The sequence below is a fragment of the Streptomyces cyaneochromogenes genome (genome assembly GCF_003963535.1).
In the GTDB taxonomy this organism is placed as follows: domain Bacteria; phylum Actinomycetota; class Actinomycetes; order Streptomycetales; family Streptomycetaceae; genus Streptomyces; species Streptomyces shaanxiensis.
In genome coordinates this window covers 8,246,157-8,271,451 of record NZ_CP034539.1, presented here as the reverse complement: position 1 = coordinate 8,271,451, position 25,295 = coordinate 8,246,157, and the positions used below count along the sequence as shown (strand labels likewise).

The following is a 25,295-nucleotide window of genomic DNA, read 5'->3' as shown; positions in this document are numbered from 1 at the left end:
CCTGGCTCCGCGCGTTCGAGGCACCGCGCGAGGCACGTTCGGCATGCCGTGAGGCGTAGGTTCACCCGTCTTTGTCGGTCCGCGCGGGTTTATCCGGCACGACCGAGGGTTTTCCCTGCCCAACTCCCTTAGGGGGTTCCCTCATTGGGAAGGGGAACTGCCGGGACCTACCTTATGGATGTGCCGCTCGCCGGGCACACGGGGGTCGGTCCCGCGGCCCCCGTGCTCAACCCCCCACACCCGCGCGACCCCCCACCGGCAATCCGCAATGAGGAGACTCATGTTCGGGCTCACCCGTGCCAGAAAGACCGCCGTTGTCACGGCGACCGCAGCCGCCGCCGCGGCCGCACTGCTCAGCGCCCCCACCGCTGAGGCCGCCGACTCGCGCATCGTTGGCGGTACGACGACAACGGCGTCCGCGTACCCGTTCATGATGCAGATCACGGACGCCTCGCAGAGCCAGTTCTGCGGTGGCACGCTCGTCTCCGCGACCAAGGTCGTGACCGCCGCGCACTGTCTGGTCGACGAGACCACCAGCAGCGTCCGCGTCGTCGGCGGCCGCACCTACCGCAACGGCACGAACGGCACGGTCAGCCGGGTCAGCGACATCTGGATCCACCCCGACTACACGACCGCCACCGAGGGCAACGACGTGGCCGTGCTGACCCTGTCGACCTCGATGCCGTACACGACGGCCTCGTACGTCGACTCCTCGGACACGGGTGTGTACGCGGCCGGCACCACCGCCCGCATCGTGGGCTGGGGCACCACCTCCTCGGGCGGCAGCTCCTCCAACCAGCTGCGCACGGCGACGGTGCCGACCGTCTCCGACTCCAGCTGCCGCAGCTCGTACGGTTCGGACTTCATCCAGTCCGACATGGTTTGCGCCGGATACACCTCCGGCGGCGTTGACACCTGCCAGGGCGACAGCGGCGGTCCCCTGCTCATCGGGGGCGTCCTGGCAGGGATAGTTTCCTGGGGCGAGGGCTGCGCCCAGGCCGGTTACCCGGGTGTCTACACCCGGCTGACCACCTTCTCGGACGAGGTGACCGAACAGGTCCAGTCGTAGCCGGGATCGGCGCCCAGAAGGTCTCCTGAGCACACCTCAGGTGAAAGACCAGGGGGCGTTGCGGGCCTCCACGAGCGGCCCGCAACGCCCCCTATCCATGTCCATTGCCAGTGGCGCCTGTTTGAATGGCTGCCGGATGGGGGTGATGGGCATGGTGTCCGCAGACCGTCTGCTCGCCTTCGCGGCGATGTCGGTGTTGGTGATCGTGATTCCGGGGCCGAGCGTCCTGTTCGTCATCGGCCGCGCCCTGGCGCACGGCCGTCGCACCGCCGTGGCCACCGCGCTCGGCAATGTCTTCGGCTCGTATCTGCTGGTGGTCGCGGTCGCGGTGGGGATCGGCTCCCTGGTGGAGCGGTCTGTGACGGTCTATCTGACGGTGAAGCTGGCCGGCGCTGCCTACCTGGTCTACCTGGGCGTACAGGCGTTCCGGCACCGCAAGGAACTGAAGGCGGCGGCGATACAGTCCCGGCCGCCGGGCCCGGCACGCGGTGATCTCCGTACGGTCCTCGACGGCGCCCTCGTCGGTGTCACCAACCCCAAGGGTGTGGTGTTCTTCGCCGCCGTACTCCCCCAGTTCGTGGACCACTCGGCGGGCCACGTCCCGCTGCAGATGCTCCTGCTGGGCCTGGTCCCGATCACCATCGGCCTGGTCACGGACACCCTGTGGGGCCTGACCGCGTCGGCGGCCCGCTCCTGGTTCGCCCGCTCCGACCGCAGACTGTCGCTGATAGGCGGCGCGGGCGGGTGCACGATGATCGGCCTCGGGGTGACGGTCGCGGTGACGGGCCGGGCGGAGTGACGGCAGGGGCCGGCGGCAGGGGCCAGCGGCAGGGCTAGGGGATGACAGTCCCGAACCGGATGTCGTACGGCGTCTGCGGATGCAGGACCTTCAGCATCCGCTCCCCCTCCTCGGTCACCTCCGCGCGCTGTCCCTTGGTGAGCTCGGTGAACTCCTCGATGACGAGGGCGTCGTCCAGGATCCGCCACACGCCGGCGAGGAAGCCGTCGACGAGGAACGGGCAGTAGACCGTGTTCACCTGCCAGGTGCGGCCGCGGTTCGCGGGCGGGATCACGCGGGTGCGGTCGGCGTGGGACAGGAGGAGGTTGTCGAACTCGGGCAGGAAGCGGGGCGGGGCCGGGGTGTCCGGGTCCGGGCGCGGGGCGTCGGGGAGGTCGAAGAGTTCGACGTCCTTGTCGTCGCGGAAGGTGACCAGCTCGGAGCGGAGCCGTTCGAAGGCCTCGCGCATCCTGGTGAGGCCGGACCAGGTCTGCATGTCCTTCACCGAGGCCGGCCCGAAGGCGGCCAGGTAGCGCAGGACCGTGGCGTCGGCTGATGCGGCCGGCTCGCCGGGGCGGCCCAGCCAGTGCTCGGCGGTGGTGAGGGCGACCTGGGCGCTGCGGCCCCACATGCCGCGCGGGGTGACCTGGACGAGGGGGAGTTTGCAGCGTGCGGCGACGGCCAGGGACTGCGGGTCGGCGTCCGGCCACTCGCCACCGAGGGCCTCGCGGAGCTGCTTCATGGTGCGGGGCTCGGCCTCGACGAGGTCGCGGGCGAGCAGGGCGAGCCGGTCCAGGTCGACGCCGACGAGACCTTTGCGGAAGTAGTTGATCTCGCGGTCCCGGGCGGGCTGCACCAGCGGCCGCAGGGTGAGGCTGTCGTCGGCGGTGTGCAGATGGATCGTGGAGCGCATGGTGACGATGCGCACGGCCGCGCGGTCGGCCAGCAGTCCCGACAGTTCCTCGGGCGTGAAGCCTTCGAGGCGGGCGGCGAGCGCGTAGTACGGCGGCTTGACCTCTTGGGCCTGGAGGCCGACCAGGTGCTCCACGGCGGCCAGGGCGGTGAGCGGGGAGCGGCGCAGGAGCAGCTGCCGGTCGAGGGTGGCGCGGTTGAGGGCGCGGGTGCTGAGCACAGGGCCTGCTGCGGCCTTCGTCTTGTTGGTGCTGCGCTTCGTCATACCGGGCACGCTAGCGAGAGTTGCGGACAGCTTCCGTCCGCGACTGTCGCGGAATCCAGAGAGGGGTCCCGCCCCGCCCATGCGATTCGCCCCGTATATCCTGCTCCGAGATCACGTACTCGTCGTCCCGACCGGGAGGCAGCCGCGATGTCCGAGCGACGCGCCCGCCCCGCCTCGAAGAACGCCATGAAGTCCGTCTGGCGCCGAGCCCTCACTCCCCCGTCGCCACCGGAGCCAGAGCCGCCGGCACCTCCGGCCCGCTCCGTGCCCCCTGACTCCTCCGAGGTGGCGAGCGTCGTGCAGGCGGCGCTGTACCGGGACGGCGTCCGCGTGTCCTCGCCCGCCACCCTCGCCGAGACCTACCGCGAGCTGCGCGACCAGCCGTCCGGCATGGCATGGATCGGCCTGGCCCGCCCCACCGAGGCGGAGCTCCTCTCCCTGGCCGCGGAGTTCGACCTGCATCCCCTCGCGGTGGAGGACGCGATGGAGGCGCACCAGCGGCCCAAGCTGGAGCGCTACGGCGACACGCTCTTCGTGGTCCTGCGCGCGGCCCGCTACCTGGACGCGCCCGAGGAGGTCGACTTCGGCGAGCTCCATGTGTTCGTCGGCCCCGACTTCGTGATCACGGTCCGCCATGGCGCGGCCCCCGATCTGTCGGCGGTGCGCCGGCGCATGGAGGAGACGTCGGAGCTGCTCAAACTCGGCCCGGAGGCGGTGCTCTACGCGATACTGGACGCGGTCGTCGACGGTTACGAGCCGGTGGTGGTGGGCGTCCAGAACGACATCGACGAGATCGAGACCGAGGTCTTCCGCGGCGACCCCGAGGTCTCCCGCCGTATCTACGAACTCTCCCGCGAAATGGTCGAGTTCCAGCGCGCCACCCGCCCGCTGGTCGGCATGCTGCACGGTTTGATGGCGGGCTTCTCCAAGTACGGCACGGACGAGGAACTCCAGCGCTACCTCCGCGACGTGGCCGACCACGTCACCCACACCAGCGAGCGCGTCGACGGCTTCCGTCAGGCCCTCACCGAGATCCTCACGGTCAACGCGACGCTGGTCACCCAGCAGCAGAACGCGGAGATGCGGGCGCTGGCGGAGGCGGGGTTCGAGCAGAACGAGGAGATCAAGAAGATCTCGTCGTGGGCGGCGATTCTGTTCGCGCCGACGCTGGTCGGGACGATCTACGGGATGAACTTCCGGCACATGCCGGAGTTGGGCTGGGTGTTCGGATACCCCTTCGCAATCGCCCTGATGGGGATTGTTTGTACCAGTTTGTACGTCATCTTCAAGCGGCGCGATTGGCTCTGAGTCTCTGGCGTCCGGCCTCTGGGATGACGTGGGCGTAGCAGTCCAGGTGCAAGCCGGTCACTTGGGGCCCGCCGGCCTGGCGAATCCAAGGTCTGTCTTCTTCCGGGAACCTCCAGTCAAATGTGGTCACTTGACTACGGACATTGACAACCTGGAGTCCCTCCGCCACCGGCACCCGGCGGCGACGTCGTCCGACGTCACCCGGTGGGGCATTCCGCCACGACTGCTCCGTTCAACACTCGCTAAGGATGCGTGGCCAGCGGATCGAGGAACGTCAGGACGGAGGCGTCTTCCTCGATCAGCGGCGTGAGGGCGGCGTTGAACGGGGGGCCGTACGGGGCGTCCAGGTGTGCCTTGAAGGCGTCCTCGTCCCGGTAGACCTCGAAGATCCAGTAGGCGCGCGGGGTGGCCGCCTTTGTGTAGACGTCGAAGGTCAGGTTGCCTTCCTCTTCGCGCACCTTCAGGGCGTAGTCCCGGATCAGGCGGGCGACCTCGTCCTCCGCTCCCTCTCGGGCGGTGAACTCGGCGAGCAGGGTTTTCGTCATGGTTTCGTCTCCTCGTCAGTGGGTGGAGTCGGGGTGGTGGGCAACGTACGGTCCCTCAGGCGTCGCCGGCGGTCGCGAGCAGTGCCGGCTGGTCGCGCCATGGCGGGTTGGGGCCGGCGACCGAGCACGTCAGGGAGGCGACCCGGGTGGCGAACCGGCAGGCTTCCGCGACTTCGTCGAGACCGAGACCGGTCAGCCGGCCACCGAGGCTGCCGCGAGTCGCGAGATGGTGCAGCAGCCCGGCGGTGAAGGAGTCGCCCGCCCCCACCGTGTCGACCACCTGGGTCGTCACCGCCGGCACCCGCAGCCGTTCGCCGTCGAGTGAGGCCAGGGCTCCGTCGGCGCCGAGGGTGATGATGACGAGCCGTGCCCCTGCGGCGTGCCAGGTGTCGCATGCCTGCTCCGGCGGGGTGCCCGGCAGGAGCAGTTCCAGGTCGTCCTTACTCAGTCGCAGGATGTCGGCGAGGGCGCACCAGTGCGCCAGCCTGGCGCGGTACACGTCGGGGTGCACCAGCAGCGGCCGGACGTTGGGATCGATACTGATGGTGGCCTGACGTGAGGCCGTCGCCAGGAACTCCTCCACCACCGCCGCGCCGGGTTCACGGACCAGGGCCAGCGACCCGGTGTGCACACAGGCCGTCTCGGACAGGTCCAGCCCCGCCAGTTCCCCGGAGGTCCACTGCCAGTCGGCCGTGTTCTGCGCGTGGAAGGAGAAGGCGGCCTGCCCGTGGGCGTCCAGCTCGGCCACGGCCAGCGTGCTGGGCTCGGCCGCCGCCACGGCGTACGACAGGTCCACGCCCGACGCCTCCAGGTGCGTCCGGAACAAGCGGCCGAACACGTCGCCGGACAGCCGCGCGAGGAATCGGGCCGGTGTGCCCAGCCTGGCCAGGGACACGGCCGTGTTCGCAGGTCCGCCGCCCGGCAGCACCCGCAGCGCGAGCTCGTTGCGGGCACTTGCGGGTTCGGTGAACGCGTCCGCGACGCACTCCCCCAGGACGGTGATCTGATGCGGGCTCATGGGCTGCTCTTCTCTGAGAACGCGCGGGCGAAACGGGCACTTCACGGGCAGCCGCTGAGCGGGTTCGGGCGGGCGACGGCCCCGGGCGTTGCCGATTTGTGACGAGTGCAAGGCATTGACGTTGCCTGGAGGCGGAGTCCATCATCCTCGCCATGAAGTGTCAACGATGACATAAGTCAACGATGACACCTCCGGGACGGCATGCCCGATGCCGGCCGCTCGCCCGCAATCCCGCAGGAGTTGTTCATGTCTCGCATCTCTCGTCTGCCCGTCTCCTTGCTCAGAGCCGCTGCCTGCACGGGTGTCGCAGCCCTCGCCCTGACCGCCTGTGGATCCGGATCCGGATCGGGCACGGCGAACGCCGGATCGGGCAGCGTCAAGGTCGGTCTGATCACCAAGACCGACACCAACCCGTTCTTCGTGAAGATGAAGGAGGGCGCGGAGAAGGCCGCCAAGGAGAACGGTGTCGAGCTGTCCACCGCGGCCGGCAAGTTCGACGGGGACAACGCCGGTCAGGTCACCGCCATCGAGAACATGGTCGCCGCCGGGGTGAAGGGCATCCTGATCACGCCGAGCGACTCCAAGGCGATCGTGCCGGCGATCGAGAAGGCCAAGGCCAAGGGCGTTCTGGTCATCGCCCTGGACACCCCGACCGACCCGGAGAGCGCGGTCGACGCCCTGTTCGCCACCGACAACCTCAAGGCCGGCGAGCTGATCGGCGAGTACGCCAAGGCCGCCATGAAGGGCAAGGCGGCGAAGATAGCCACCCTCGACCTCGCGCCGGGCGTCTCCGTCGGCGTCCAGCGGCACGACGGTTTCCTGAAGGGCTTCGGCGTCAAGGAGGGCGACCCCTCCGTCGTCTGCTCGCAGGACACCGGCGGCGACCAGGCCAAGGGCCAGACCGCCATGGAGAACTGCCTGCAGAAGTCGCCCGACATCAACGTCGTCTACACCATCAACGAGCCCGCCGCGCTGGGCGCGTACACCGCGCTGAAGGCCAAGGGCCGGGAGAAGGACGTGCTGATCGTCTCCGTCGACGGCGGCTGCACCGGCACCCAGGCCGTCAAGGACGGCAAGATCGCCGCGACCTCGCAGCAGTACCCGCTGAAGATGGCCGCCGAGGGCGTCAAGGCCGTCGCGACGTACGCCAAGGACGGCAAGAAGGCCTCCGGTTACACCGACACCGGCGTCACGCTGATCACCGACAAGGCGCAGGACGGCGTCACCTCCAAGGACACCGCCTTCGGCCTGGAGAACTGCTGGGGCTGAGCTGCCCCCGACGACCGTACGTTCGCCGCCTCTCCCTCAGCGGGGCGGCCGTCCCCTCCTCCCCGACCGGGCTCGGCCGCCCCCTCGTCCTCCTGCCGTCCGACAAGGACCGACAAGGACCTGAGTCTTCCGACAAGGACCTCGCATGACTGCCACGTCCACGCCACCCTCCACACCCTCCACGTCCAAGGCGTACGCCGACCTCAAAGCACCGACCACGGTCCGCAGACTGCTCACGCAACCGACCACCGGCCCCCTCGTCGCCCTCCTCCTGGCCTGCGCCTTCTTCTCCATGTCGACCGACCAGTTCCTCACCGGCGGGAACTTCTCGCTGATCGTGCAGCAGGTCATGGTCGTGGGCACCCTGGCCATCGGCCAGACCCTGATCATCCTCACCGCGGGCATCGACCTGTCCTGCGGAGCGGTGATGGCGTTCGGCAGCATCATGATCGCCAAGATGGCGGCCGAGGGCTCCCTGCCTCCGCTGGCCGCGATCGCGTTGGGCCTGGTCGTCTGCGGCGGCTTCGGCCTGCTCAACGGGGCGCTGGTGCAGAAGATCCCGCTGCCGCCGTTCATCGTCACCCTCGGCATGCTCAACGTGGCGTTCGCGCTGACCCACATCTACTCCGAGGAGCAGACGGTCACCAACCTGCCCGGCCCGCTGACGGCCCTCGGGCAGACCTTCCCGCTCGGCAACACCGACATCACCTACGGCTCGCTGGTCACGATCGCCCTGTTCCTGCTCCTCGCCTACGCCCTGAGCAGCACGAGTTGGGGCCGGCACGTATACGCCCTGGGCAACAGCCCGGAAGCGGCCCGGCTGAACGGCATCCGCACCTCCCGCCTGACCATCGGCGTCTACACCGTGGCCGGCCTCCTGTACGGCATCGCCGCCCTGCTGCTCATCTCCCGTACCGGGGTCGGCGACCCGCAGGCCGGGCAGACCGACAACCTCGACAGCATCACCGCCGTCGTCCTCGGCGGCACCAGCCTCTTCGGCGGACGCGGCTCGGTGCTGGGCACCTTCATCGGCGTCCTCATCGTCGGTGTGTTCCGCAACGGCCTGCAGCTGATGGGCGTCGCCTCCATCTACCAGACCCTGATCACCGGAGTCCTGGTGATCCTCGCGGTGACCGTCGACCAGATTTCCCGGAAGAAGGCCCGATGACCACCACCACTGCGACGCCCGTTCTGCAGGCCCGCGGCCTCGTCAAGCGCTACGGCCACGTCACCGCCATCGACGGCGCCGACTTCGATCTGATGCCCGGTGAGGTCCTCGCCGTCATCGGCGACAACGGCGCGGGCAAGACCAGCCTCATCAAGGCCCTCACCGGCGCGGTGGTCCCCGACGCGGGCGAAATCCGCCTGGGCGGCGAACCCATCACCTTCTCCGGCCCGCAAAGTGCCCGTGCCCACGGCATCGAGACGGTCTACCAGGACCTCGCGGTGGCCGCCTCCATGGACATCGCCTCGAACATGTTCCTCGGGCGCGAGCTCCGCCGCCCCGGCATCCTCGGCAGCGCCTTCCGCATGCTCGACAAGAAGCGCATGCGCCAGGAGGCCGCCGAGCACATGGCCGACCTGAAGATCGGCCTGCGCTCGCTGACCCAGTCGGTCGAGACCCTCTCCGGCGGACAGCGGCAGGCCGTGGCGGTCGCCCGCGCCGTGGCCTGGGCCCGCAGCGTCGTCGTCATGGACGAACCCACCGCCGCCCTCGGCGTCAAGGAGTCCGGGCAGGTCCTCGACCTCATCCGCCGCGTCCGGGACAAGGGCATGCCGGTCGTCCTGATCAGCCACAACATGCCGCACGTCTTCGAGATCGCCGACCGGATCCACGTCCACCGGCTGGGGAAGCGCGCTGCCGTGATCAAGCCGTCGGACTACTCCATGGCGGAGGTCGTCGCCATCATGACCGGCGCGCTCACCGTCGATGCGGCCGGAGGTACTGTCGTCGCGGATTCCGAGGCCGCGAAGGCTGCGGGAGTCCAGGCCGACTGACGACAGGACCGAAGCACTCACAGGTTCCGGCCGAGGCCGAGGCCGGGACCGACGAGCACAGGAGACCGTTTCCTCCATGGCAGCGAACCGCCGCCCGACCATGGCAGACGTCGCACGTGAAGTGGGCGTCAGTGCCAAGACCGTCTCCCGGGTTCTCAACGAGGACGGATACGCCTCGGCCGAGACCAGGGAACAGGTGCTCGCCGCCGTCGCCAAGCTCGGCTTCCAACCGAACCTCATGGCCCGCAACATCCGCGTCGGCGGCCCGGACACCACCATCGGACTGGTCATCCCCGACCTTGCCAACCCCTTCTTCGGAGCAGTGGCCCGCGCCATCGAGGACACCGTCCGCGAACGCGGACTGACCCTGCTCATGGGCTCCTCCACCGACGACCCCGACCGCGAGCGCGCCCTGACGGACAAGTTCCTCGCCCGCCGCGTCAGCATCCTGATCGTCGTTCCGTCCGTCGGCGCCGACCACGCCCACCTCAAGTCGCACCGCACGGCGGGACTGCCCATCGTCTTCCTCGACCGACCGGGAGTCGGCCTGTCCACGGACAGCATCGTCAGCTCCAACCGTGCGGGGGCCCAAGAGGGCGTCGCCCACCTGATCACCCACGGCCACCGACGCATCGGATTCGTCGGCGACCTGCCCGTCAAGCTGTACACCCGCCGCGAACGCCTGGCCGGATACCGCGCGGCCCTGCAGGAAGCCGGCATCCCTTACGACCGCTCGCTCGTCGCCAACGCCCACGACCAGCCAGGCGCCCAGGCCGCGACCGCCCAGCTCCTCGAGCTGGCTGAGCCTCCCACCGCCCTGTTCGCCGGCAACAACATCATGGCGCTCGGCATCGTCGCCGAACTCGCCCGCAGCAAGCGCAAGGACGTGGCCGTCGTCGCCTTCGACGACGTATCACTCGCCGAAGCACTGGAACCGGCTCTGACCGTCGTCGCCCAGGACCCCGAAGAAATCGGCCGCAGCGCCGCGGCCACCGCCCTGGACCGCCTCGACGGCGACCGCACCCGGGCTCGCACCATCACCGTGCCCACGCGGCTGATCGTCCGGGGCTCGGGGGAACAACCGGCGCCCAGGTCTTAGGCGGCTCACCCACGCCGGCCGAAAGCCGGGGCCACACGCACGGAATCGATCTCCGCCAGGCACCGTGCGCCGACCTTGGTGGGACGCGGGCCATGCGGTTGGAGCGTCGTTCATGCTCGGCAGACCGTCGCTACGATCACTGGGATGCGGGCAGCGAGTTGCTGTCACAGCGTACGAGTACCGGTGCGCTTCGTCGGACCACCAAGCGCCGCCAAAGCGTGCCCCGATGTCAGGCACGCGCGAGTCCCGCGGCACCGAAGGACACGTCGAAACGGTCGCACCAGATACTGACGCTGGTGAAGCGAGCCGGGTCGATGTCGTCGGGCAGGCGATAGTTCTGGCTTCCCTTGTTGCCCTTGAGTCGGCCGAGACTGACGTGTTCCCCGTCGTCGAAGACGCGCCAGCCTCCCCTGCCCTCCTTCACCGGTGCGTCGGTCAGCCATACCCGCAGGTCCGGTCCGTTGCTCGTGTCGAGGTCCTCAAGCCGGACGACGTGGGTGCCGTCCGCGAGCCGCAGCAGCTTCACCGTGCCCGACGTCGCGTGTTCGTGGCTGACCAACTCGCCGCTCGCCAGCGTCTGCGGGGCGGTGACCGCGGAGACAGTGGGCGAAGGCGCCGTCGCGGGAGTCCCGGAGGTCTCCACGATGCCGGGCAGCGCCTCTTCCACGGTCTCGTCCTGCCACAGCTTCCAGGGCTGGAACCAGTACAGCCCGAACCCCGTCGCGGCCATGGCCACTGCGAGGGCGCCGACGATCAGCGGTCCGCGCTGCCTCTTCCGCATCCGTCCCATTCCTGCCTCGCCTCCTGAGGATTTCCTGTCGCTTCCCAGTTCAACGGATCGGACGGCTCTCATACAGCGCGGGAGGGATGACGGAAGTCTTACGCCTCGGGCGTGCCCGTCTCAGCGGTGTTCGGGGTTGGCCGCGTCGGCACGGCAGCCGGCGTCCCACTCGGAGCGCTGGTTGCCGTGGGCGGGGATGCCGCCCGAGCGCTTGAGCAGGGCTGCAAGGTGCATCAGGTTCCAGGTCATGAAGGCGGTGTTGCGGTTGGTGAAGTCGTTCTGCGGGCCGCCGGAATCCGGGTCGAGGTACGACGGTCCGGGGCCGGCCGCGCCGATCCACCCGGCGTCGGCCTGGGGCGGGATCGTGTAGCCGAGGTGCTGGAGGCTGTAGAGGACGTTCATCGCGCAGTGCTTCACGCCGTCCTCGTTTCCGGTGATCAGACAGCCTCCGACTCGGCCGTAGTAGGCGTACTGGCCCTGGGAGTTGAGCAGCGAGGAGCAGGCGTAGAGCCGCTCGATGACCTTCTTGGTGACGGAGCTGTTGTCGCCGAGCCAGATCGGGCCGGCCAGGACCAGGATGTCGGCGGCCATCACCTGCTCGTACAGCGCGGGCCACTCGTCGGCCGCGAAGCCGTGCTCGGTCATGTCCGGATACACACCGGGGGCGATGTCGTGGTCGACGGCCCGGATCTCGGATGTGGTGATCCCGCGCTCCATCATGACCGCCGCGCTCTTGTCGATCAGTCCCTGGGTGTGGCTGAGCTGCGGGGACGGCTTGAGCGTGCAGTTGATGAACAGGGCGGTGAGGTCGTCGAAGCGGTAGGAGTCGTTCGCGGAGGGGGAAGGCGGCGTTGTCATGACGGTCTCCCTGGGCGGCGATGAGGGGCGCGTACGGCAGCGTCTCGCGGAGGTGCCGGTTTGTCCCTTTCCGACGCGCCTTCCCACGCTCCTTCGACGCCTTACGGAGTGATGACATGCCGGGCCGGTCACGGGGGCGCGGCACCTCCACGGACCTAGCGTGGCCGTATGCGTGTACTGGTCACCGGCGGTGCCGGGTTCATCGGGTCCCATGTCGTCGAGGCGCTCACGGCCCACGGGCACGAGCCGGTCGTGTACGACGTCCGGGCGGATCCCGGCGCCGATGTGCGGGACCCGGAGGCGGTCGCCCGCGCGCTGGCCGGAGTCGACGCCGTATGCCACCAGGCGGCGATGGTCGGGCTCGGCAACGGGGTCGCCGACGCGGCGGAGTACGTCTCGCGCAACGACCTGGGCACCGCCGTCCTGCTCGCCGCGATGGCCGACGCGGGAGTACGGCGTCTCGTGCTGGCCGGGTCGATGGTCGTGTACGGGGAGGGGCGGTACGAGTGTCGGCGGCACGGCGTGGTGCGGCCGGGGCCGCGCGACGTCGTCGATCTGGACGCGGGGCGGTTCGAGCCGCCGTGTCCGGTGTGCGGGGAGGCGCTGGCCCCCGGGCTGGTCGGGGAGGACGCGCCGGTCGACCCCCGGAACGTGTACGCCACGACCAAGCTCGCGCAGGAGCACCTGGCCGCCGCCTGGGCCCGGTCGACGGGCTGCTCGGCGGTGTCGCTGCGCTACCACAACGTGTACGGCCCCCGGATGCCCCGCGACACCCCGTACGCCGGGGTCGCCTCCTTCTTCCGGTCCGCACTCGCCCGGGGCGAGGCGCCGCGTGTCTTCGAGGACGGCCGTCAGCGGCGGGACTTCGTGCATGTGCGGGACGTGGCCGCCGCCAACGTGGCCGCGCTGGAGGGCGAGGCTCGGACAGGGGTGCTGGCCACGTACAACACCGGCAGCGGTGAGCCGCACACCGTGGGCGAGATGGCGCGAGCGCTCGCGGACGCGTGCGGCGGACCCGAGCCCGTCGTCACCGGCGAGTACCGGCTGGGCGACGTCCGGCACATCACCGCGGACTCCGCACGGCTGCGGGACGAGTTCGGCTGGAAGCCCCGGGTCGGTTTCGAGGAGGGCATGGCGGAGTTCGCGCGGGCCGGGATGCGGCGGGCGTAGGACCGGTGGTGCTGCCCGCGTTCAGGAAGCGGCGGCGGGCAGCACCACCTCGAAGCGGCAGCCGCCCGGGATGTTGCGTACCGTGGCCCGCCCGTGGTGGGCCTCCACGATCCCGCGGACGATGGCCAGACCCAGACCCGCGCCGGCCGGGGGCGTGCGGGCATGCGTGCCGCGCCAGCCGGTGTCGAAGACCCGCGGCAGGTCTTCCTCGGGGATGCCGCCGCAGCCGTCCGTCACGGACACGACCACGCCGTCGGGCGAGCGCTCGGCGGCGACCGCGACCGTGCCGTCGGCGGGGGTGCGGCGGATGGCGTTGACCAGGAGGTTGCCGAGGACGCGGCTCATCTCCTTGCCGTCGACCTCGACCGGGACGGCGGCGGCGTTCGCGTCGACGCCGACCAGCCGCACGCCGTGCTCGCGGGCGAGCGGGTCCGCACCCGCGAGGGCGTCGCCGATCAGGTCGTACAGGGAGATCCTGGCGGGGTTCAGGGGCAGGGTTCCGGCGTGGATGCGGGAGAGTTCGAAGAGGTCGCCGACCATGCCGTTGAGGCGTTCGACCTCGGTGCGGATCTGCCTCAGGTACCGGTCGGGGTCGGCGGCGACCCCGTCCTCCAGCGCCTCGGACATCGCTCGCAGGCCGGCCAGCGGGGTGCGCAGGTCGTGGGAGATCCAGGCGACCAGTTCGCGCCGGGAGGTCTCCAGCGCGCGTTCCCTGTCGCGGGATTCGGCGAGCTTCGCGCTGGTGGCCGCCAGCTCCCGGCTGAGTGACTCCAGTTCGGCGGTGGCCGGGACGTCGGGAGCGGAGAAGTCGCCGCCGTCGCCGAACGAGCGGGCGGCGAGGGCCAGTTCGCGGCTGCGGGCGACGACCCAGCGGCCCAGCAGCAACGCGGTCGCGAGGGAGACCACGGCCGCCATCGCCACCACGGTCGTCACCACGGTGAGGTCGTGCGGTGACAGGAACATCGCCCAGGCGACGGCGAGCGTGCCCGCGAGCATGGCGACCACTGCGACCGCGGCGACCACGGTGAGCGACGCGGTGAGCGAGCGGCGGCGCAGCAGGCGCAGCGCACCGGCTCCGGCCAGGCCGGTGACGGCGGCACCGGCGAAGGCGTACAGGGCGATGAGGAGCATGTCGCGCACGGTCAGTCCCCCTCCCCGTCGCCGGGTTCGAAGCGGTAGCCCACGCCCCACACGGTCTGGATGAGCCGGGGCCGGGCCGGGTCGTCCTCGACCTTGCCGCGCAGCCGGCGGACGTGGACGGTGACCGTGGACAGGTCGCCGAAGTCCCAGCCCCACACCTCGCGCATCAGGTCCTCGCGGCCGTACGCCCGTCCCTGATTGCGCAGGAAGAAGGCGAGGAGGTCGAACTCCCGGAGGGTGAGGGCGAGTTCGATGCCGTTCTTGGTGGCGCGGCGGGCGGCCGGGTCGACGGTCAGGCCGGCCGCGCTCAGCGCCCGTGTGCCCGCGCCGGGCCGTGCGCGGCGCAGCACCGACTCCACTCTGAGGACGAGTTCACGCGGGCTGAACGGCTTGGTGACGTAATCGTCGGCGCCGACCTCCAGGCCGAGGATGCGGTCGTCCTCGTCGCCGCGCGCGGTGAGCATGATGACCGGCACGGGCCCGTGGCCGCGCATCCGGCGGCACACCTCCAGCCCGTCCATGCCGGGCAGCATCAGATCCAGGACGACAAGGTCCGGCCAGTGCGCGGCGGCCCGGGTCAGGGCTGCCGGACCGTCGTCGGCCCTGTCCACGGTGTATCCGGCCCGGTCCAGGTAACCGGCGACGACTTCCGCGACCGTGGGGTCGTCGTCGACCACCAGGATCCGCCCGGCCTGCCCTGTGACCTCGTACGACTGTTGCATGCCTCCAGCCTCGCACCGCACGGCCCCCGAAGTCCCCCACCGCCTTCGACGTCCCTGTTTCGTAAGGAGCCGGAGCCCGATATGTCCCGTTCAGGTTCGTAGGGTGAAAGCCGTGACCACCGACACGAACACCGTGGACGTCGTGCTCCCCTGCCTCGACGAGGCCGAGGCCCTCCCCTGGGTCCTGGCCCGCATCCCGGCAGGCTGGCGGGCCCTCGTCGTCGACAACGGCTCCACCGACGGCTCCGCGGACATCGCCCGCGCACTCGGCGCGACCGTCGTGCACGAGCCTCGCCGGGGTTTCGGCGCCGCCTGCCACGCCGGGCTCGGCGCGGCGACCGCCGACGTCGTCTGCTTCTGCGACTGCGACGCCTCCCTCGACCCGACACTGCTCGCGCCCTTCGTGCAGGAAGTGCGTGAGGGCGCAACCGACCTCGTACTAGGGCGCAGGCGGCCCAGCGGTCGCGGCGCGTGGCCCGCGCACGCCCGCGCCGGCAACCTCGCGCTCAGCCTGCTGCTGCGCCGCCGCACCGGTCTGCGCCTGCACGACCTCGGACCGCTGCGCGCAGCCCGCCGAGAGCCTCTGCTCGCGCTCGGCCTCACCGACCGGCGCTCCGGCTACCCGCTCCAGATGGTGGTGCGCGCCGCCGACGCGGGCTGGCGCATCACCGAGCACGACGTGCCCTACCTGCCCCGCACCGGCGCCTCGAAGGTGACGGGCACCTGGCGCGGCACCTGGCAGGCGGTACGGGACATGAGCCGCGTGCTGAACGAAGCCCCCGTACGCGAGAGGACGGCGGCCCGGTGACCACCCTTCTCGTCATCGCCAAGGAGCCTGTGCCGGGCCGGGTCAAGACCCGGCTCACCCCGCCGTTCACGCCGTCGGAAGCCGCGGCGCTCGCGGAGGCGGCCCTCGCCGACACCCTGCGGGCCGTGGCGGCGACGCCCGCCGCCCGCCGCGTCCTCGTACTGGACGGCGCTCCCGGTCCCTGGCTTCCGCCCGGTTTCGACGTCGTACGGCAGGGCGCGGGCGGTCTCGACGAACGGCTCGCGGCCGCCTTCGCCGGGTGCGACGGCCCGGCCCTGCTGATCGGCATGGACACCCCGCAGGTGACGCCCCGGCTGCTCACCGTCGACTTCACGGACTGCGACGCGTACTTCGGACCGGCCGAGGACGGCGGCTTCTGGGCCCTCGGGCTGGCCGAGCCCGACCCCGCCCTGCTCCGGGGCGTGCCCATGTCGACGCCGGTCACGGGCGCCGCACAACGGGAGCGGCTGGTGCGGGCGGGACTGCGGGTACGGGACCTGCCCCGGCTTCGGGACGTAGACACAGCCGCTGATGCGGACGCCGTCGCCGCGCTCGCCCCGCGCGGGAAGTTCGCGGCACGGCTGGCCCGGTGCCGGGCGGTGACCCGCCCATGACCACGACGCCTGCCGCCTGGGCGGTCGCCGACCCGTACGCCACCGCCCTGCGCGCCGGTCGCGGCCCGCTCTTCCTGCGCCGCGCCGACGGCTGGCTGCTGCCGCTCGACGTCGAACGCTGGTGCGCGCACGCCGACCCGGTCGACCTGGACGTCCTGGACCGGTGCGAGGGCGCTGTGCTGGATGTCGGCTGCGGGCCCGGGCGGCTGGTCGCGGAACTCGCCGCGCGTGGCCGGACGGCCCTCGGTATCGACGTCAGCGAGACCGCCGTCCACCACGCCGTACGGCTCGGGGGCCAGGCACTGCGCCGCTCCGTCTTCGACTCCCTGCCCGGTGAGGGCCGCTGGGGCACCGTGCTGCTCATGGACGGCAACGTCGGTATCGGCGGCGATCCGCGCGCCCTGCTGGACCGGGTGGCCCGGCTCCTCTCCCCCGGCGGCCTGTTGATCGCCGAGACCGCGCCGGTGGACATCGACGAACGTGTCGAGGTGCAGGTCGTCGACGTCACCCACGGCTGCGGATCGGACGGCGCGTTCCCCTGGGCGCGGCTCGGCACCCCGGCCCTGCTGCGGCACGCACGCAGGGCCGGGTGGAGGGCTGTCGGTCAGTGGACGGCCGGGGGGCGCTGCTTCGCCGCCCTGCGCAGCCGCAGCGCCAGCAGCAGCGCCGAGGCGCCGAAGAGCACGGCGGTGATCAGCAGCCAGCGGGCCAGGAAGCCCTCCGGAGACAGTCCGGTGCCCAGCCGGTAACGCCGGTCCACCATGCCGCTGATCAGCGGGAACCACACGAGCAGGAGCAGGCCGGACAGCGCTGCCGGGACCCGGACGTACATCGCCCAGTCCCGTCGTCCTGTCGCGCCGAGCCCCTGCACGACGGACCGGTCCGCCAGCGCGTACAGCGGCAGCAGGACGAGGTCGTGCAGCAGCGCCGCCCCCACGAACCACACCGCCACCCCGAACCAGTCGTCGGCGAGGAGGCGGACGCCCGCGTAGCCGGCGAGGGCGAACGAGGCGGCGAGCAGCAGAAGCTGGAACGGACTTCCGACAGGGATCCGCGATCGGAGCGTCGGTCGAGGCATCGGTCGGCGCATCAGAGATCTCCGAACGTCATACGGACCACCCACTTGGTGTTCAGCACGCCGGGCGCCGCCGGCACGATGATCCGCGCCGGGAAGCCGTGGTCGGGGGACAGATCCTCGCCGTTGACGTACAGGGCGAGCAGGGAGCGCGGGTCGGCGACCTGGTTGGCCCGCAGGGCGGCGCGGCGGAAGGCTCCGCGCCGCTGGAGGGACTCTACGAGCACGTCCGGCGGATCGTCGTCGTACCCGACGAGCGCGGCGAGATCACGCAGCCGCACCCCGCGCCACCACTGGTCGGAGGTCGACCAGCCCTCGACGCAGGCGATGGGCAACGCCGCGCTGTGCAGGGGAAGTCGGGCCAGTTCGGCGCGGCTCAGGCGGACGGTGCCGGTGCGTCCGGTCACGACGAGGCGCCAGGCGTCCTCGGCCGTCTCCGCCGTATCGATTCCGGCGTACCGGGCCGTCTTGTTGATCTGGAAGCCGTTCGGACCGCTGCCCGGGTCGCCCCCACCGTGCGGGGCCAGCAGGGCGGTGCGCCGCAGCAGCCCGTCGAAGCTCTGCCCGACCGTGGTCACGAAAAGCAGCAGCGAGCCGCCGCCGACGAACCACAGGGCACCGCGCCGCGAGACGGTCGGCGGATCCGGGCGTGGGGAGACCAGGTCGTCCTTCTCCTCCCGCAGGTGCCGCAGATTGCGCAGCGCCATGGGCGTCTTCAGTACGAGGTGGACGATGAACGCGGCGAAGAACACCCACGCCCCGTAGAAGTGCAGGGTGTAGAAGGACCCCGGGAAAATGTAGTCCAGCTGGATGTTGAGCACGCCCGTCACGAACTCGAACAGCGCGCCGCCGACCAGCAACAGCAGCGAGATCCGCTCCAGCGCGTGCGCGAGCGAGCGGGCCGGCGGCAGGGCGAACAGCCTCGGGATCACCGACCACAGCTTGGCCAGCAGCACGGGGATCAGGGTGATGCCGAGCGTGACGTGGACACCCTGGTTGAGCCGGTACAGCCAGTGCGGATCGGTGGGCCAGGGGAAGAGATAGAAGCCGAGGATCCCCTTGTCCGGGGTCTTGTCGTTCACCGGCGCCAGATTCGGGTTGTAGGCGGCGTAGGACACCAGCCCGGTCACGAACAGCACCGTGATCCCGCCGAGCAGGACGACACCCAGCACCGAGGTCAGCCAGGGGCCGCGCAGGGGACTGCGCCAGAAACCCGGCGAGGAAGGAGACCGTGTCATGGCTCGACCGTAGGTCCGGGACACCCCCGGAACGGCCCCACGACCCATGACGAAACGCTGACGTCCGGCCCGGACGGAGGTACTTCAACCCATCGCCCGGCCTAGCGTGCGGATGTGACCCGCCCCCTCCTGCGCGATCTGTACGCCGCCCTGGCCGCCGCCCTCCTCGTCACGGCGGCCGTACTGGTCGGACGGCACATCCAGAGCTCCCACCACACACTGTTCGTCAACTGGCCACCGTTGCTGGCCACTTGGTCCCCGCACGTCGGCCCCGGCACACCGACCGCCCTCCTTGTGTCGGCGGCCGTGGTGGCATACGGCCCCGTCCTCGCCGCCCGGCTGCCCTGGCGGGCCCTGCTGGCGACGGCCTGGGCGACGGCAACGGCCTGGATCGCCTCCCTCGCACTGATCGACGGCTGGCAGCGAGGCATCGCGGGCCGCCTCACCACCCCCCACGAGTACCTCCAGGTCATCGACCGCTTCGACGACATTCCGGCAACCCTGCGGGACTTCACTCACCACATCCTTCTGGAGTCCCCCGACAACTGGCCCGCCCATGTCGCCGGGCACCCCCCGGCGGCGACGCTCACCTTCGTCCTCCTCGACCGGATCGGCCTGCGGGGCGGCGGCTGGGCAGGGGTGTGGTGCATCGCCGTCGGCGCGACGGCATGCGTGGCCGTGCTGGTCGCGCTGCGGGCACTGGCCGGTGAGAGCCTCGCGCGACGAGCGGCGCCCTTCCTGGTCCTGGCCCCGGCCGCGGTGTGGATGGGCACCTCGGCCGACGCGTACTTCGCGGCGGTCGCGGCGTGGGCGGTTGCGCTGCTGGCACTCGCGGTCACCGGCCGGTCGTTGTGGTGGGCGGCAGCAGCCGGACTCCTCTTCGGGCTCACCTGCTACCTCTCGTACGGCCTCACCCTCGTCGCCCTCATCGGCGCGGCGGTGCTGCTGCTCGGCCGACGACATGTCCGGGCACGCCCCATGCTGCTCGCGGCACTGCTCGCAGGCCTGGCCGTGGTGCCGACGGCCTTCACCCTCGCCGGGTTCGACTGGTGGGAGGCGTACCGCCTGCTGGTCACGCGCTACCACCAGGGCGTGGGCGGCATCCGCCCCTACGGCTACTGGGTATGGGCGAACCTCGCCTGCGCGGTGATGATCACGGGCCTGGCGACGGCACCGGGGCTACGGCGGACGGGTGCCGTGCTGCTCCGGCGGCACTCCGAACCCCCCGGCCACGTCGACCTTGCCCTTCTCGTGTCCGCGGCCCTCCTCGCTCTCCTGGTCGCCGACCTGTCCGGCATGAGCAAGGCGGAGACGGAGCGCATCTGGCTCCCCTTTGCCGTGTGGCTGCTGCCTGCCTGCGCGTTCCTCACCCGACCCCGTCCCTGGCTCGCCGCCCAGGCGGTACTCGCGCTGCTCCTCAACCATCTGCTGCTCACCGGGTGGTGACGCAGGGCGGGAGCGAGGAAGGCGGGAGGCAGACAACGGGGGATATCGCGTGGGGACATGATCTCGGTGGTGGGCCCGATGCCGATGCACGTCACCTACCCCTTCGATCCCCATCCTGAGGGCACCCTTGCCCGCATCCGCGTCCAGGGCGGGGCCGGTGGCCTCTCGGGTCAGGTTGCCGCGCACCATACCCGCTGTGATGGCCAGGAGGACGAGAACAGCAGCCTTGTCGCCGTCCCGCTGCGTCTCCGTGTCCGCGGTCCTATGCTGATATCCAGGGTGGAGACGACCTGGGGGGGTCATGCCTGATGGGGGCAGTCGGCAGGGGAACGTCCGTAGTGAAGTCGGGGGTCAAGCGGCTCTTGGGACGTGCTGGATTCGACATCGTGCGCAGCACCAACAACCTGGGGGGCGTAGACGACTTCCTTCCCTTCGAGGCAACGATGCGGGCTGCCCGCGCGTCCGGTCTGTCGGTCGGTGACCACATCGACGAGGTCATGAACGGGACGCCTGGCGCAACCCAGTCCACCGTCGATGAACTACGCGCGGTGGGCGTCTTCGCCGCCAACCCGCACACGGTGCTGGAGATCGGCCCGGGGTCCGGACGGTACCTGGAGAAGACGCTGAAGGAGTGCTCACCGGGCCGCTACGAGATCTACGAGACGGCGGCGCCCTGGGCCGACTACCTGGTGGACACATTCGGCGTGGTCGCCCAACCGACCGCGGGATCCAGTCTCGCTCCGACACCCGACGGCAGCATCGATCTCGTTCAGGCCCACAAGGTCTTCAACACCGTGACCTTCCTCTGCGCCTCCCGCTACTTCTTCGAGATGGCGCGTGTCACGCGACCCGGTGGTCGGATCGTCTTCGACGTCATGACGGAGACCTGCCTGGACCCGGCCGCGGTGCAGGCCTGGGCGACGAAGGGCGGCGCGGGGCACGACTCCTACCCCGCCGCCATGCCTCGCCGGACATGCGTGGACCTCTTCGCGACCCTCGGCTGCAGCCTGGAGGCCAGCTTCCTGGCGCCCATGGGCGTCGCCTCCACGGAAGTACTCGTCTTCGCGAAGGGGGCTTGACCTCTCAGAAGGCTTCCGCCAGGCCCCGCCGGAGCTTGCCGGTCGGGGCCTTCGGAGCGGATGTTCTCAGTGCGGTACGGGAGCCGCACGCCCAGCCTGCTCCACGGCGGCTGCCGCCCGGGGAACCAGTACCCGCTCCGCGAACACCCCGAGGACGAGCCCGAAGACGGTCCACAAGGCCACCTGGACGGCGAGCGTCGCCAAGCCGAACTCCCACAGCACGTCCTCACCCGGCCGGCGCCACCACGGGTGCTCATGCTGACCGCATTCGACTCCGGGACACGACCGACTTCTACAAGAACCCGAAGGCTCCTGAGCTGGGCAAGTTCGGTGCCCTGCGCAGCCGGGCGGCGCGTGAGGCCTTGCCGTCGAGGCTGCTGGTCTTACACCGGCCTTTCGACTTTTGTCCTTCGGCCCGCCGTGGTCTCCGCTGGTGAGCTGCACGCGCTGGGAGGCATCGAGAAGATCCCGTGCGGTGGGCCGGGGCTGGGCCCGCGTCCTACGCACGGAGCCTGGCGTCATGCCTCCTCGGCGCCGCGGGCCGGCACGGAGCCGTACTGGCTGCGCAGGCGGGCCTTGAGGATCTTGCCGGTGGCGTTGCGGGGCAGGGCGTCGACGAGGACGACCGACTTGGGGAGCTTGTACTTGGCGAGTCGGCCGGACAGGGAGTCCATGATGTCGTCGGGCGACACGTCGGCGCCCGCGCGGGGCACGACCAGCGCTCTGCCCACTTCGCCCCATCGTTCGTCGGGTACGCCGATCACCGCGCATTCGGCGACCGCGGGATGCTGGTAGAGGAGTTGCTCGACCTCGGCCGGATAAACGTTCTCCCCGCCGGAGATGTACATGTCCTTGATGCGGTCGACGATCGTGACGTACCCCTCCTCGTCGACCGTGGCCGCGTCTCCGGAGCGGAACCAGCTTCCTTCGACGAAGGCGTCCTCGGTCGCTTCGGGCCACTGCCAGTAGCCCTTCATCACGTTGAGGCCCTCGATGATCACCTCGCCGACCTCGCCCGGTGCGACATCGGTGAGGTCGGGCCGCACCACGCGTACGTCGGTGAAGAAGCAGGGTTTGCCGGCCGAGCCGGCCTTGCGGATGCTGTCCTGTGCGCGCAGGCCCAGCGCGGCGGGAGCGGTCTCGGTCAGGCCGTACTCCTGGAGGAAGGTCAGGCCACGGTCCTGGTAGGTGTGGATGAGGGCCTTGGGTACGGGTGCCGCCGCGCACATCAGGATCCGGATCGACGACAGGTCGGCCGTCGCCCACCGCGACGACCGGGTCATGGCCTGGTACATCGCGGGCACGCCGAACATCCTCGTCACCCGGTGCTCGGCGATGACGTCGAGCACCCGTTCCGGGTCGAAACCGCGCATCAGCACCGACGTCCCTCCTTTGAGGAAGCCCGGCAGGAAGACGGCGTTGAGGGCGGCGGTGTGGAACATCGGTGCCACCACCAGAGCGACGTCGTCGGAGGTGATGTCCACCTCCAGCAGGATGTTGAAGCAGTTCCAGGCGATGTTGGCGTGGGTGAGCATGACCCCCTTGGGACGGCCGCTGGTGCCGGAGGTGTACTGGATCATGCACACCTCGTCGAGGCCGACCGTCTCGTCCAGGGGGTCGTCGGGTGCGTTCGCGAGCAGCTCCTCGTACGCGCTCCCCACCTCGACGTAGTGCTTCACCTCGACGTCGTCCCTGAACGCGTCGACGGTGTCGGTGAGTTCGGCCCCGAAAACCAGCACCGTCGCTCCCGAGTCGCCCAGGATGAAGGCCAACTCGGGTGCCGCGAGGCGGGTGTTGAGCGGGACGAAGACGGCGCCCAGCGCGTTCGCGGCGAACAGCGTCTCCGCCAGGGCCGGATGGTTCGCGCCGAGGTAGGCCACCCGGTCGCCGTGGCCGACCCCCAGGGCACGCAGGGCGTGCGCGAGCCGCGTCACGCGCGCCGCCAGCTCTCCGTAGGACAGGGATCCACCGTCGTGCACGACGGCGGTGGCCTCCGGTGCCATGCGGGCACGCCGCGCGGGCCACGAGCCGAGCCCTTGATCGCGCATGGTGCGCCTCTCCTCTCTCAAAGCTCTCAAAGCTCTCAGAACCAGTCGGGCCAGGTGTAGGCGGCCGAGTCGTCGTGGTCCCGGCGGGGCGGCAACGGGGTGAGCCGCCCCCGGGAGAAGACCAGCGGTGCGGTGCCGGTCTTCTCCACCCCGAGTTCCCGGACGCGGCCGAGGACGAAGTAGTGGTCGCCGAGGGTCCACACGTCGGCGATGTCGCAGTCGATCCAGGCGGCGACGCCCGCCAGGACGGGGCTGCCCGAGGCCGCGCCGCGCCACGGGTGGCGGTCGAAGACGTCGGGTGCCTTGGCGCTGACGTCCCGGCAGAGGTCCTCCTGGACGGCGGCCAGCACGTTCACGCAGAAGGCGCCGCCGGCCATGATCCTGGGCCAGGTCGTGGAGGAGCGGCCGGGGAGGAACGCGACGAGCGGAGGGTCCAGGGACACCGAGGTGAACGAGCCGATCACCATGCCGACCGGGGTGCCGTCGGGTTCCTTCGCGGTGACCACCGTGACACCCGTCGGGTAGTGGCCGAGCACGTGCCGGAACTGGCCGGGGTCGTCCGCCGGGCCACCGCCGGGCGCCGTCGCGGCGGGCGTCTGCCGGTTCACGCCGCGGTCTCCAGCCCGAGCAGAGAACGGGCGTACCCCGTGGCCCACGAGCCGTGCTGCGCGTTGATGTGTGTCTTGTACGTGGCGACGTCGCGCAGGTACCGCTGCATGCGCTCGCCGTTCGCCAGCGCGCTGGAGCCACTGGCGAAGGCCAGCATCTCGACGGCCTGGCAGGCGAGTTGGCCGGACTGCCGGGCCGTGACGGAGAGGGCCTGGTCGTCCAGTTCGGAGAAGGGCTCGCCCCCTGCCAGGCCCCGGGCGGCGTACGCGATGTAGTCGTCGGCGACCGACAGGATGATCCGCTGCGCGCTGTCGGCCAGGGCCGTGGCCAGGCCGAGGTTGCGCTGGTGTTCCGGATCGTGGCTGCGTGGCTTGAAGGGCGGCAGCGTGGTGTTCTTGGTGGTGATGATCCGCCGGTACTCGTCGACCGCGGCCCAGGCGGTGCCCGCCACGATCGAACACAGCTGGATGTTGAAGAACGACATCAGCCGGCCCGCGTACAGCGGGTTGCCGTGCAGTTCCACACCCGGCCCGTCGGTGACGTCGCTCGCCGCGAGGTGGGTCCTGGACACGTACTCGTACGGTACGAGGACGTCCTCGGCCACGACGCTGTTGGAGCCGCTGCCGCGGAAGCCCAGGATCTCGCCCCAGTTGTCGAGCATCCGCCAGCCGGAGGGCACGAGCACCATGCCCGGCGTGGGGATGCCGCCCTCTTCGTCGATGATGAGTACGCCACCCAGGAAGTGCGTGGAGACGTTGACTCCGGAGGAGTAGTCCCAGCGGCCGTTGACCAGGTACCCGTCGGGGGTCCTCGTCGCGGTGGCGCTCGGGGCGATCGGCAGCGGGGCCCGGAAGTCACCGTCCGGCCCGAACACCTCGCGCTGGGTGCTCTCGGGGAAGCGGCCGGCCACCACCAGGCTGTGGGAGGCGGCCAGACACAGGTTCCAGCCGCTGGACGGGCAGCCGCGGGCCAGCTCGGTGACCATCCGGGAGTAGGTCCGCAGGTCGAACTCGTAGCCGCCGAAGCGGCGTGGCTGGAGGGACCGGTAGAAACCCGCCTCCAGGAACGCCTTGTGCGTGTCCTCGGGGATACCGGTCCGCTGTTCGGTCTCGTCCTGGTGATCACGAAGCCAGGTCCTCATGCCGGCGGCCCGGCGCACGAGTTCCTCCGGTGTCAGGTCCGGCTCCGGCTGCGGAATCTCGATGATTTTCTCGGCTGCCTCGGTTGTCTCGGTTGTCTCGGACAATTCGCACCCCATCCGCTGGTGTTCTGGGTCGGCCTGAAAGGAGTGTTGGCAGCGCGGCGAAGGACCGTCCAATGCCGGTAACCCGGGGCTTGATGAGTGTCGTGCATCACAGCAGGTCGGAGGAGGTGACGGGAATGCCGCACATTTCTGCCTGGTGACGTGCGGGGAAGCGCGCTGTAACCTGGCGCGGACCACAACGT

The 25,295-nt window shown here is 70.6% G+C and carries 25 protein-coding genes; 13 read left to right on the top strand and 12 right to left on the bottom strand.

Features of this window, described 5'->3' with window-relative positions; all coding sequences use genetic code 11:
• Nucleotides 1-280: 280 nt before the first annotated feature.
• Together EJ357_RS37380 and EJ357_RS37375 are read left to right on the top strand one after the other, a co-directional pair.
• Complete coding sequence (locus EJ357_RS37380; protein ID WP_126396089.1) at nt 281-1,069, top strand: S1 family peptidase; 789 nt, start codon at nt 281-283, stop codon at nt 1,067-1,069.
• 151 nt (nt 1,070-1,220) lie between these two features.
• Nucleotides 1,221-1,868, top strand: coding sequence for a LysE family translocator (locus EJ357_RS37375; RefSeq protein WP_126396088.1), 648 nt, complete (start codon nt 1,221-1,223; stop codon nt 1,866-1,868).
• Between the two features lie 34 nt (nt 1,869-1,902).
• On the opposite strand, the gene EJ357_RS37370 is transcribed toward EJ357_RS37375, so the two are convergent.
• Nucleotides 1,903-3,024: a winged helix DNA-binding domain-containing protein gene (locus EJ357_RS37370; RefSeq protein ID WP_126396087.1), complete on the bottom strand. Its 1,122-nt coding sequence runs from the start codon at nt 3,022-3,024 to the stop codon at nt 1,903-1,905.
• Between the two features lie 147 nt (nt 3,025-3,171).
• Here EJ357_RS37370 and EJ357_RS37365 point away from each other — a divergent pair, with 147 nt between their 5' ends.
• Nucleotides 3,172-4,332: a magnesium and cobalt transport protein CorA gene (locus EJ357_RS37365; protein WP_126396086.1), complete on the top strand. Its 1,161-nt coding sequence runs from the start codon at nt 3,172-3,174 to the stop codon at nt 4,330-4,332.
• A gap of 242 nt (nt 4,333-4,574) precedes the next feature.
• Here EJ357_RS37365 and EJ357_RS37360 read toward each other — a convergent pair whose 3' ends face one another.
• Both EJ357_RS37360 and EJ357_RS37355 read right to left on the bottom strand, forming a co-directional pair.
• Nucleotides 4,575-4,877, bottom strand: coding sequence for a putative quinol monooxygenase (locus EJ357_RS37360; RefSeq protein ID WP_126396085.1), 303 nt, complete (start codon nt 4,875-4,877; stop codon nt 4,575-4,577).
• A gap of 55 nt (nt 4,878-4,932) precedes the next feature.
• The gene (locus EJ357_RS37355) at nt 4,933-5,895 is read right to left on the bottom strand and encodes a carbohydrate kinase family protein (RefSeq protein WP_126396084.1); all 963 of its coding nucleotides are present in this window, start codon (nt 5,893-5,895) and stop codon (nt 4,933-4,935) included.
• 246 nt (nt 5,896-6,141) lie between these two features.
• Between EJ357_RS37355 and EJ357_RS37350 the strand changes: the two genes are divergently transcribed.
• The 4 genes from EJ357_RS37350 to EJ357_RS37335 all read left to right on the top strand — a co-directional run bounded on the left by EJ357_RS37350 (nt 6,142) and on the right by EJ357_RS37335 (nt 10,261).
• The gene (locus EJ357_RS37350) at nt 6,142-7,164 is read left to right on the top strand and encodes a sugar ABC transporter substrate-binding protein (RefSeq protein WP_126396083.1); all 1,023 of its coding nucleotides are present in this window, start codon (nt 6,142-6,144) and stop codon (nt 7,162-7,164) included.
• Nucleotides 7,165-7,309: 145 nt separating this feature from the next.
• A complete protein-coding gene (locus EJ357_RS37345; RefSeq protein WP_126396082.1) occupies nt 7,310-8,332 on the top strand; it encodes an ABC transporter permease in 1,023 nt (340 codons plus the stop codon).
• Nucleotides 8,329-9,162 carry an ATP-binding cassette domain-containing protein gene (locus EJ357_RS37340; protein WP_126396081.1) on the top strand — a complete coding sequence of 278 codons (834 nt, stop codon included), beginning with the start codon at nt 8,329-8,331 and terminating at the stop codon, nt 9,160-9,162. The genes EJ357_RS37345 and EJ357_RS37340 overlap by 4 nt, the downstream gene beginning before the upstream one ends.
• A gap of 76 nt (nt 9,163-9,238) precedes the next feature.
• Complete coding sequence (locus EJ357_RS37335; protein ID WP_126396080.1) at nt 9,239-10,261, top strand: LacI family DNA-binding transcriptional regulator; 1,023 nt, start codon at nt 9,239-9,241, stop codon at nt 10,259-10,261.
• A 229-nt stretch (nt 10,262-10,490) separates the two neighbouring features.
• Here EJ357_RS37335 and EJ357_RS37330 read toward each other — a convergent pair whose 3' ends face one another.
• Both EJ357_RS37330 and EJ357_RS37325 read right to left on the bottom strand, forming a co-directional pair.
• Entirely contained in the window at nt 10,491-11,051 is a 561-nt protein-coding gene (locus EJ357_RS37330; protein ID WP_126396079.1) for a DM13 domain-containing protein, read from the bottom strand.
• A gap of 111 nt (nt 11,052-11,162) precedes the next feature.
• Nucleotides 11,163-11,900, bottom strand: a complete 738-nt coding sequence (locus tag EJ357_RS37325) for a flavodoxin family protein (protein ID WP_126396078.1) — start codon at nt 11,898-11,900, stop codon at nt 11,163-11,165.
• Nucleotides 11,901-12,068: 168 nt separating this feature from the next.
• Here EJ357_RS37325 and EJ357_RS37320 point away from each other — a divergent pair, with 168 nt between their 5' ends.
• Nucleotides 12,069-13,070, top strand: a complete 1,002-nt coding sequence (locus EJ357_RS37320; protein WP_126396077.1) for an NAD-dependent epimerase/dehydratase family protein — start codon at nt 12,069-12,071, stop codon at nt 13,068-13,070.
• Nucleotides 13,071-13,091: 21 nt separating this feature from the next.
• On the opposite strand, the gene EJ357_RS37315 is transcribed toward EJ357_RS37320, so the two are convergent.
• Both EJ357_RS37315 and EJ357_RS37310 read right to left on the bottom strand, forming a co-directional pair.
• Nucleotides 13,092-14,210: a sensor histidine kinase gene (locus EJ357_RS37315; protein WP_175647657.1), complete on the bottom strand. Its 1,119-nt coding sequence runs from the start codon at nt 14,208-14,210 to the stop codon at nt 13,092-13,094.
• 2 nt (nt 14,211-14,212) lie between these two features.
• Entirely contained in the window at nt 14,213-14,932 is a 720-nt protein-coding gene (locus EJ357_RS37310; RefSeq protein WP_126396076.1) for a response regulator transcription factor, read from the bottom strand.
• A 103-nt stretch (nt 14,933-15,035) separates the two neighbouring features.
• Here EJ357_RS37310 and EJ357_RS37305 point away from each other — a divergent pair, with 103 nt between their 5' ends.
• Genes EJ357_RS37305 through EJ357_RS50595 form a run of 3 tightly spaced genes read left to right on the top strand, consistent with a single transcriptional unit; the run spans nt 15,036 to nt 17,103 of the window.
• Nucleotides 15,036-15,740, top strand: a complete 705-nt coding sequence (locus tag EJ357_RS37305) for a glycosyltransferase family 2 protein (RefSeq protein WP_126396075.1) — start codon at nt 15,036-15,038, stop codon at nt 15,738-15,740.
• Nucleotides 15,737-16,354, top strand: a complete 618-nt coding sequence (locus EJ357_RS37300; RefSeq protein ID WP_126396074.1) for a TIGR04282 family arsenosugar biosynthesis glycosyltransferase — start codon at nt 15,737-15,739, stop codon at nt 16,352-16,354. The genes EJ357_RS37305 and EJ357_RS37300 overlap by 4 nt, the downstream gene beginning before the upstream one ends.
• Nucleotides 16,351-17,103 carry a class I SAM-dependent methyltransferase gene (locus EJ357_RS50595; RefSeq protein WP_126396073.1) on the top strand — a complete coding sequence of 251 codons (753 nt, stop codon included), beginning with the start codon at nt 16,351-16,353 and terminating at the stop codon, nt 17,101-17,103. Before EJ357_RS37300 ends, EJ357_RS50595 begins: the two co-directional genes overlap by 4 nt.
• Before the next feature lie 340 nt (nt 17,104-17,443).
• Here EJ357_RS50595 and EJ357_RS37285 read toward each other — a convergent pair whose 3' ends face one another.
• Nucleotides 17,444-18,667, bottom strand: a complete 1,224-nt coding sequence (locus EJ357_RS37285; RefSeq protein ID WP_228472728.1) for a molybdopterin-dependent oxidoreductase — start codon at nt 18,665-18,667, stop codon at nt 17,444-17,446.
• Nucleotides 18,668-18,781: 114 nt separating this feature from the next.
• Between EJ357_RS37285 and EJ357_RS37280 the strand changes: the two genes are divergently transcribed.
• A complete protein-coding gene (locus tag EJ357_RS37280; RefSeq protein ID WP_126396071.1) occupies nt 18,782-20,113 on the top strand; it encodes a hypothetical protein in 1,332 nt (443 codons plus the stop codon).
• Nucleotides 20,114-20,421: 308 nt separating this feature from the next.
• Nucleotides 20,422-21,192, top strand: a complete 771-nt coding sequence (locus EJ357_RS37275; RefSeq protein ID WP_126396070.1) for a methyltransferase domain-containing protein — start codon at nt 20,422-20,424, stop codon at nt 21,190-21,192.
• A 66-nt stretch (nt 21,193-21,258) separates the two neighbouring features.
• Here the strand turns inward: EJ357_RS37275 and EJ357_RS48595 are convergent, their stop codons facing one another.
• The 4 genes from EJ357_RS48595 to EJ357_RS37260 form a co-directional block, all read right to left on the bottom strand.
• A complete protein-coding gene (locus EJ357_RS48595; protein ID WP_175647656.1) occupies nt 21,259-21,396 on the bottom strand; it encodes a hypothetical protein in 138 nt (45 codons plus the stop codon).
• A 314-nt stretch (nt 21,397-21,710) separates the two neighbouring features.
• Nucleotides 21,711-23,240 (bottom strand): acyl-CoA synthetase, encoded by a 1,530-nt coding sequence (locus tag EJ357_RS37270; protein WP_126396069.1) that lies wholly within the window; start codon nt 23,238-23,240, stop codon nt 21,711-21,713.
• 35 nt (nt 23,241-23,275) lie between these two features.
• The gene (locus EJ357_RS37265) at nt 23,276-23,848 is read right to left on the bottom strand and encodes a flavin reductase family protein (RefSeq protein WP_126396068.1); all 573 of its coding nucleotides are present in this window, start codon (nt 23,846-23,848) and stop codon (nt 23,276-23,278) included.
• Nucleotides 23,845-25,095 (bottom strand): acyl-CoA dehydrogenase family protein, encoded by a 1,251-nt coding sequence (locus EJ357_RS37260; RefSeq protein ID WP_175647655.1) that lies wholly within the window; start codon nt 25,093-25,095, stop codon nt 23,845-23,847. The genes EJ357_RS37265 and EJ357_RS37260 overlap by 4 nt, the downstream gene beginning before the upstream one ends.
• Between the last annotated feature and the right edge of the window lie 200 nt (nt 25,096-25,295).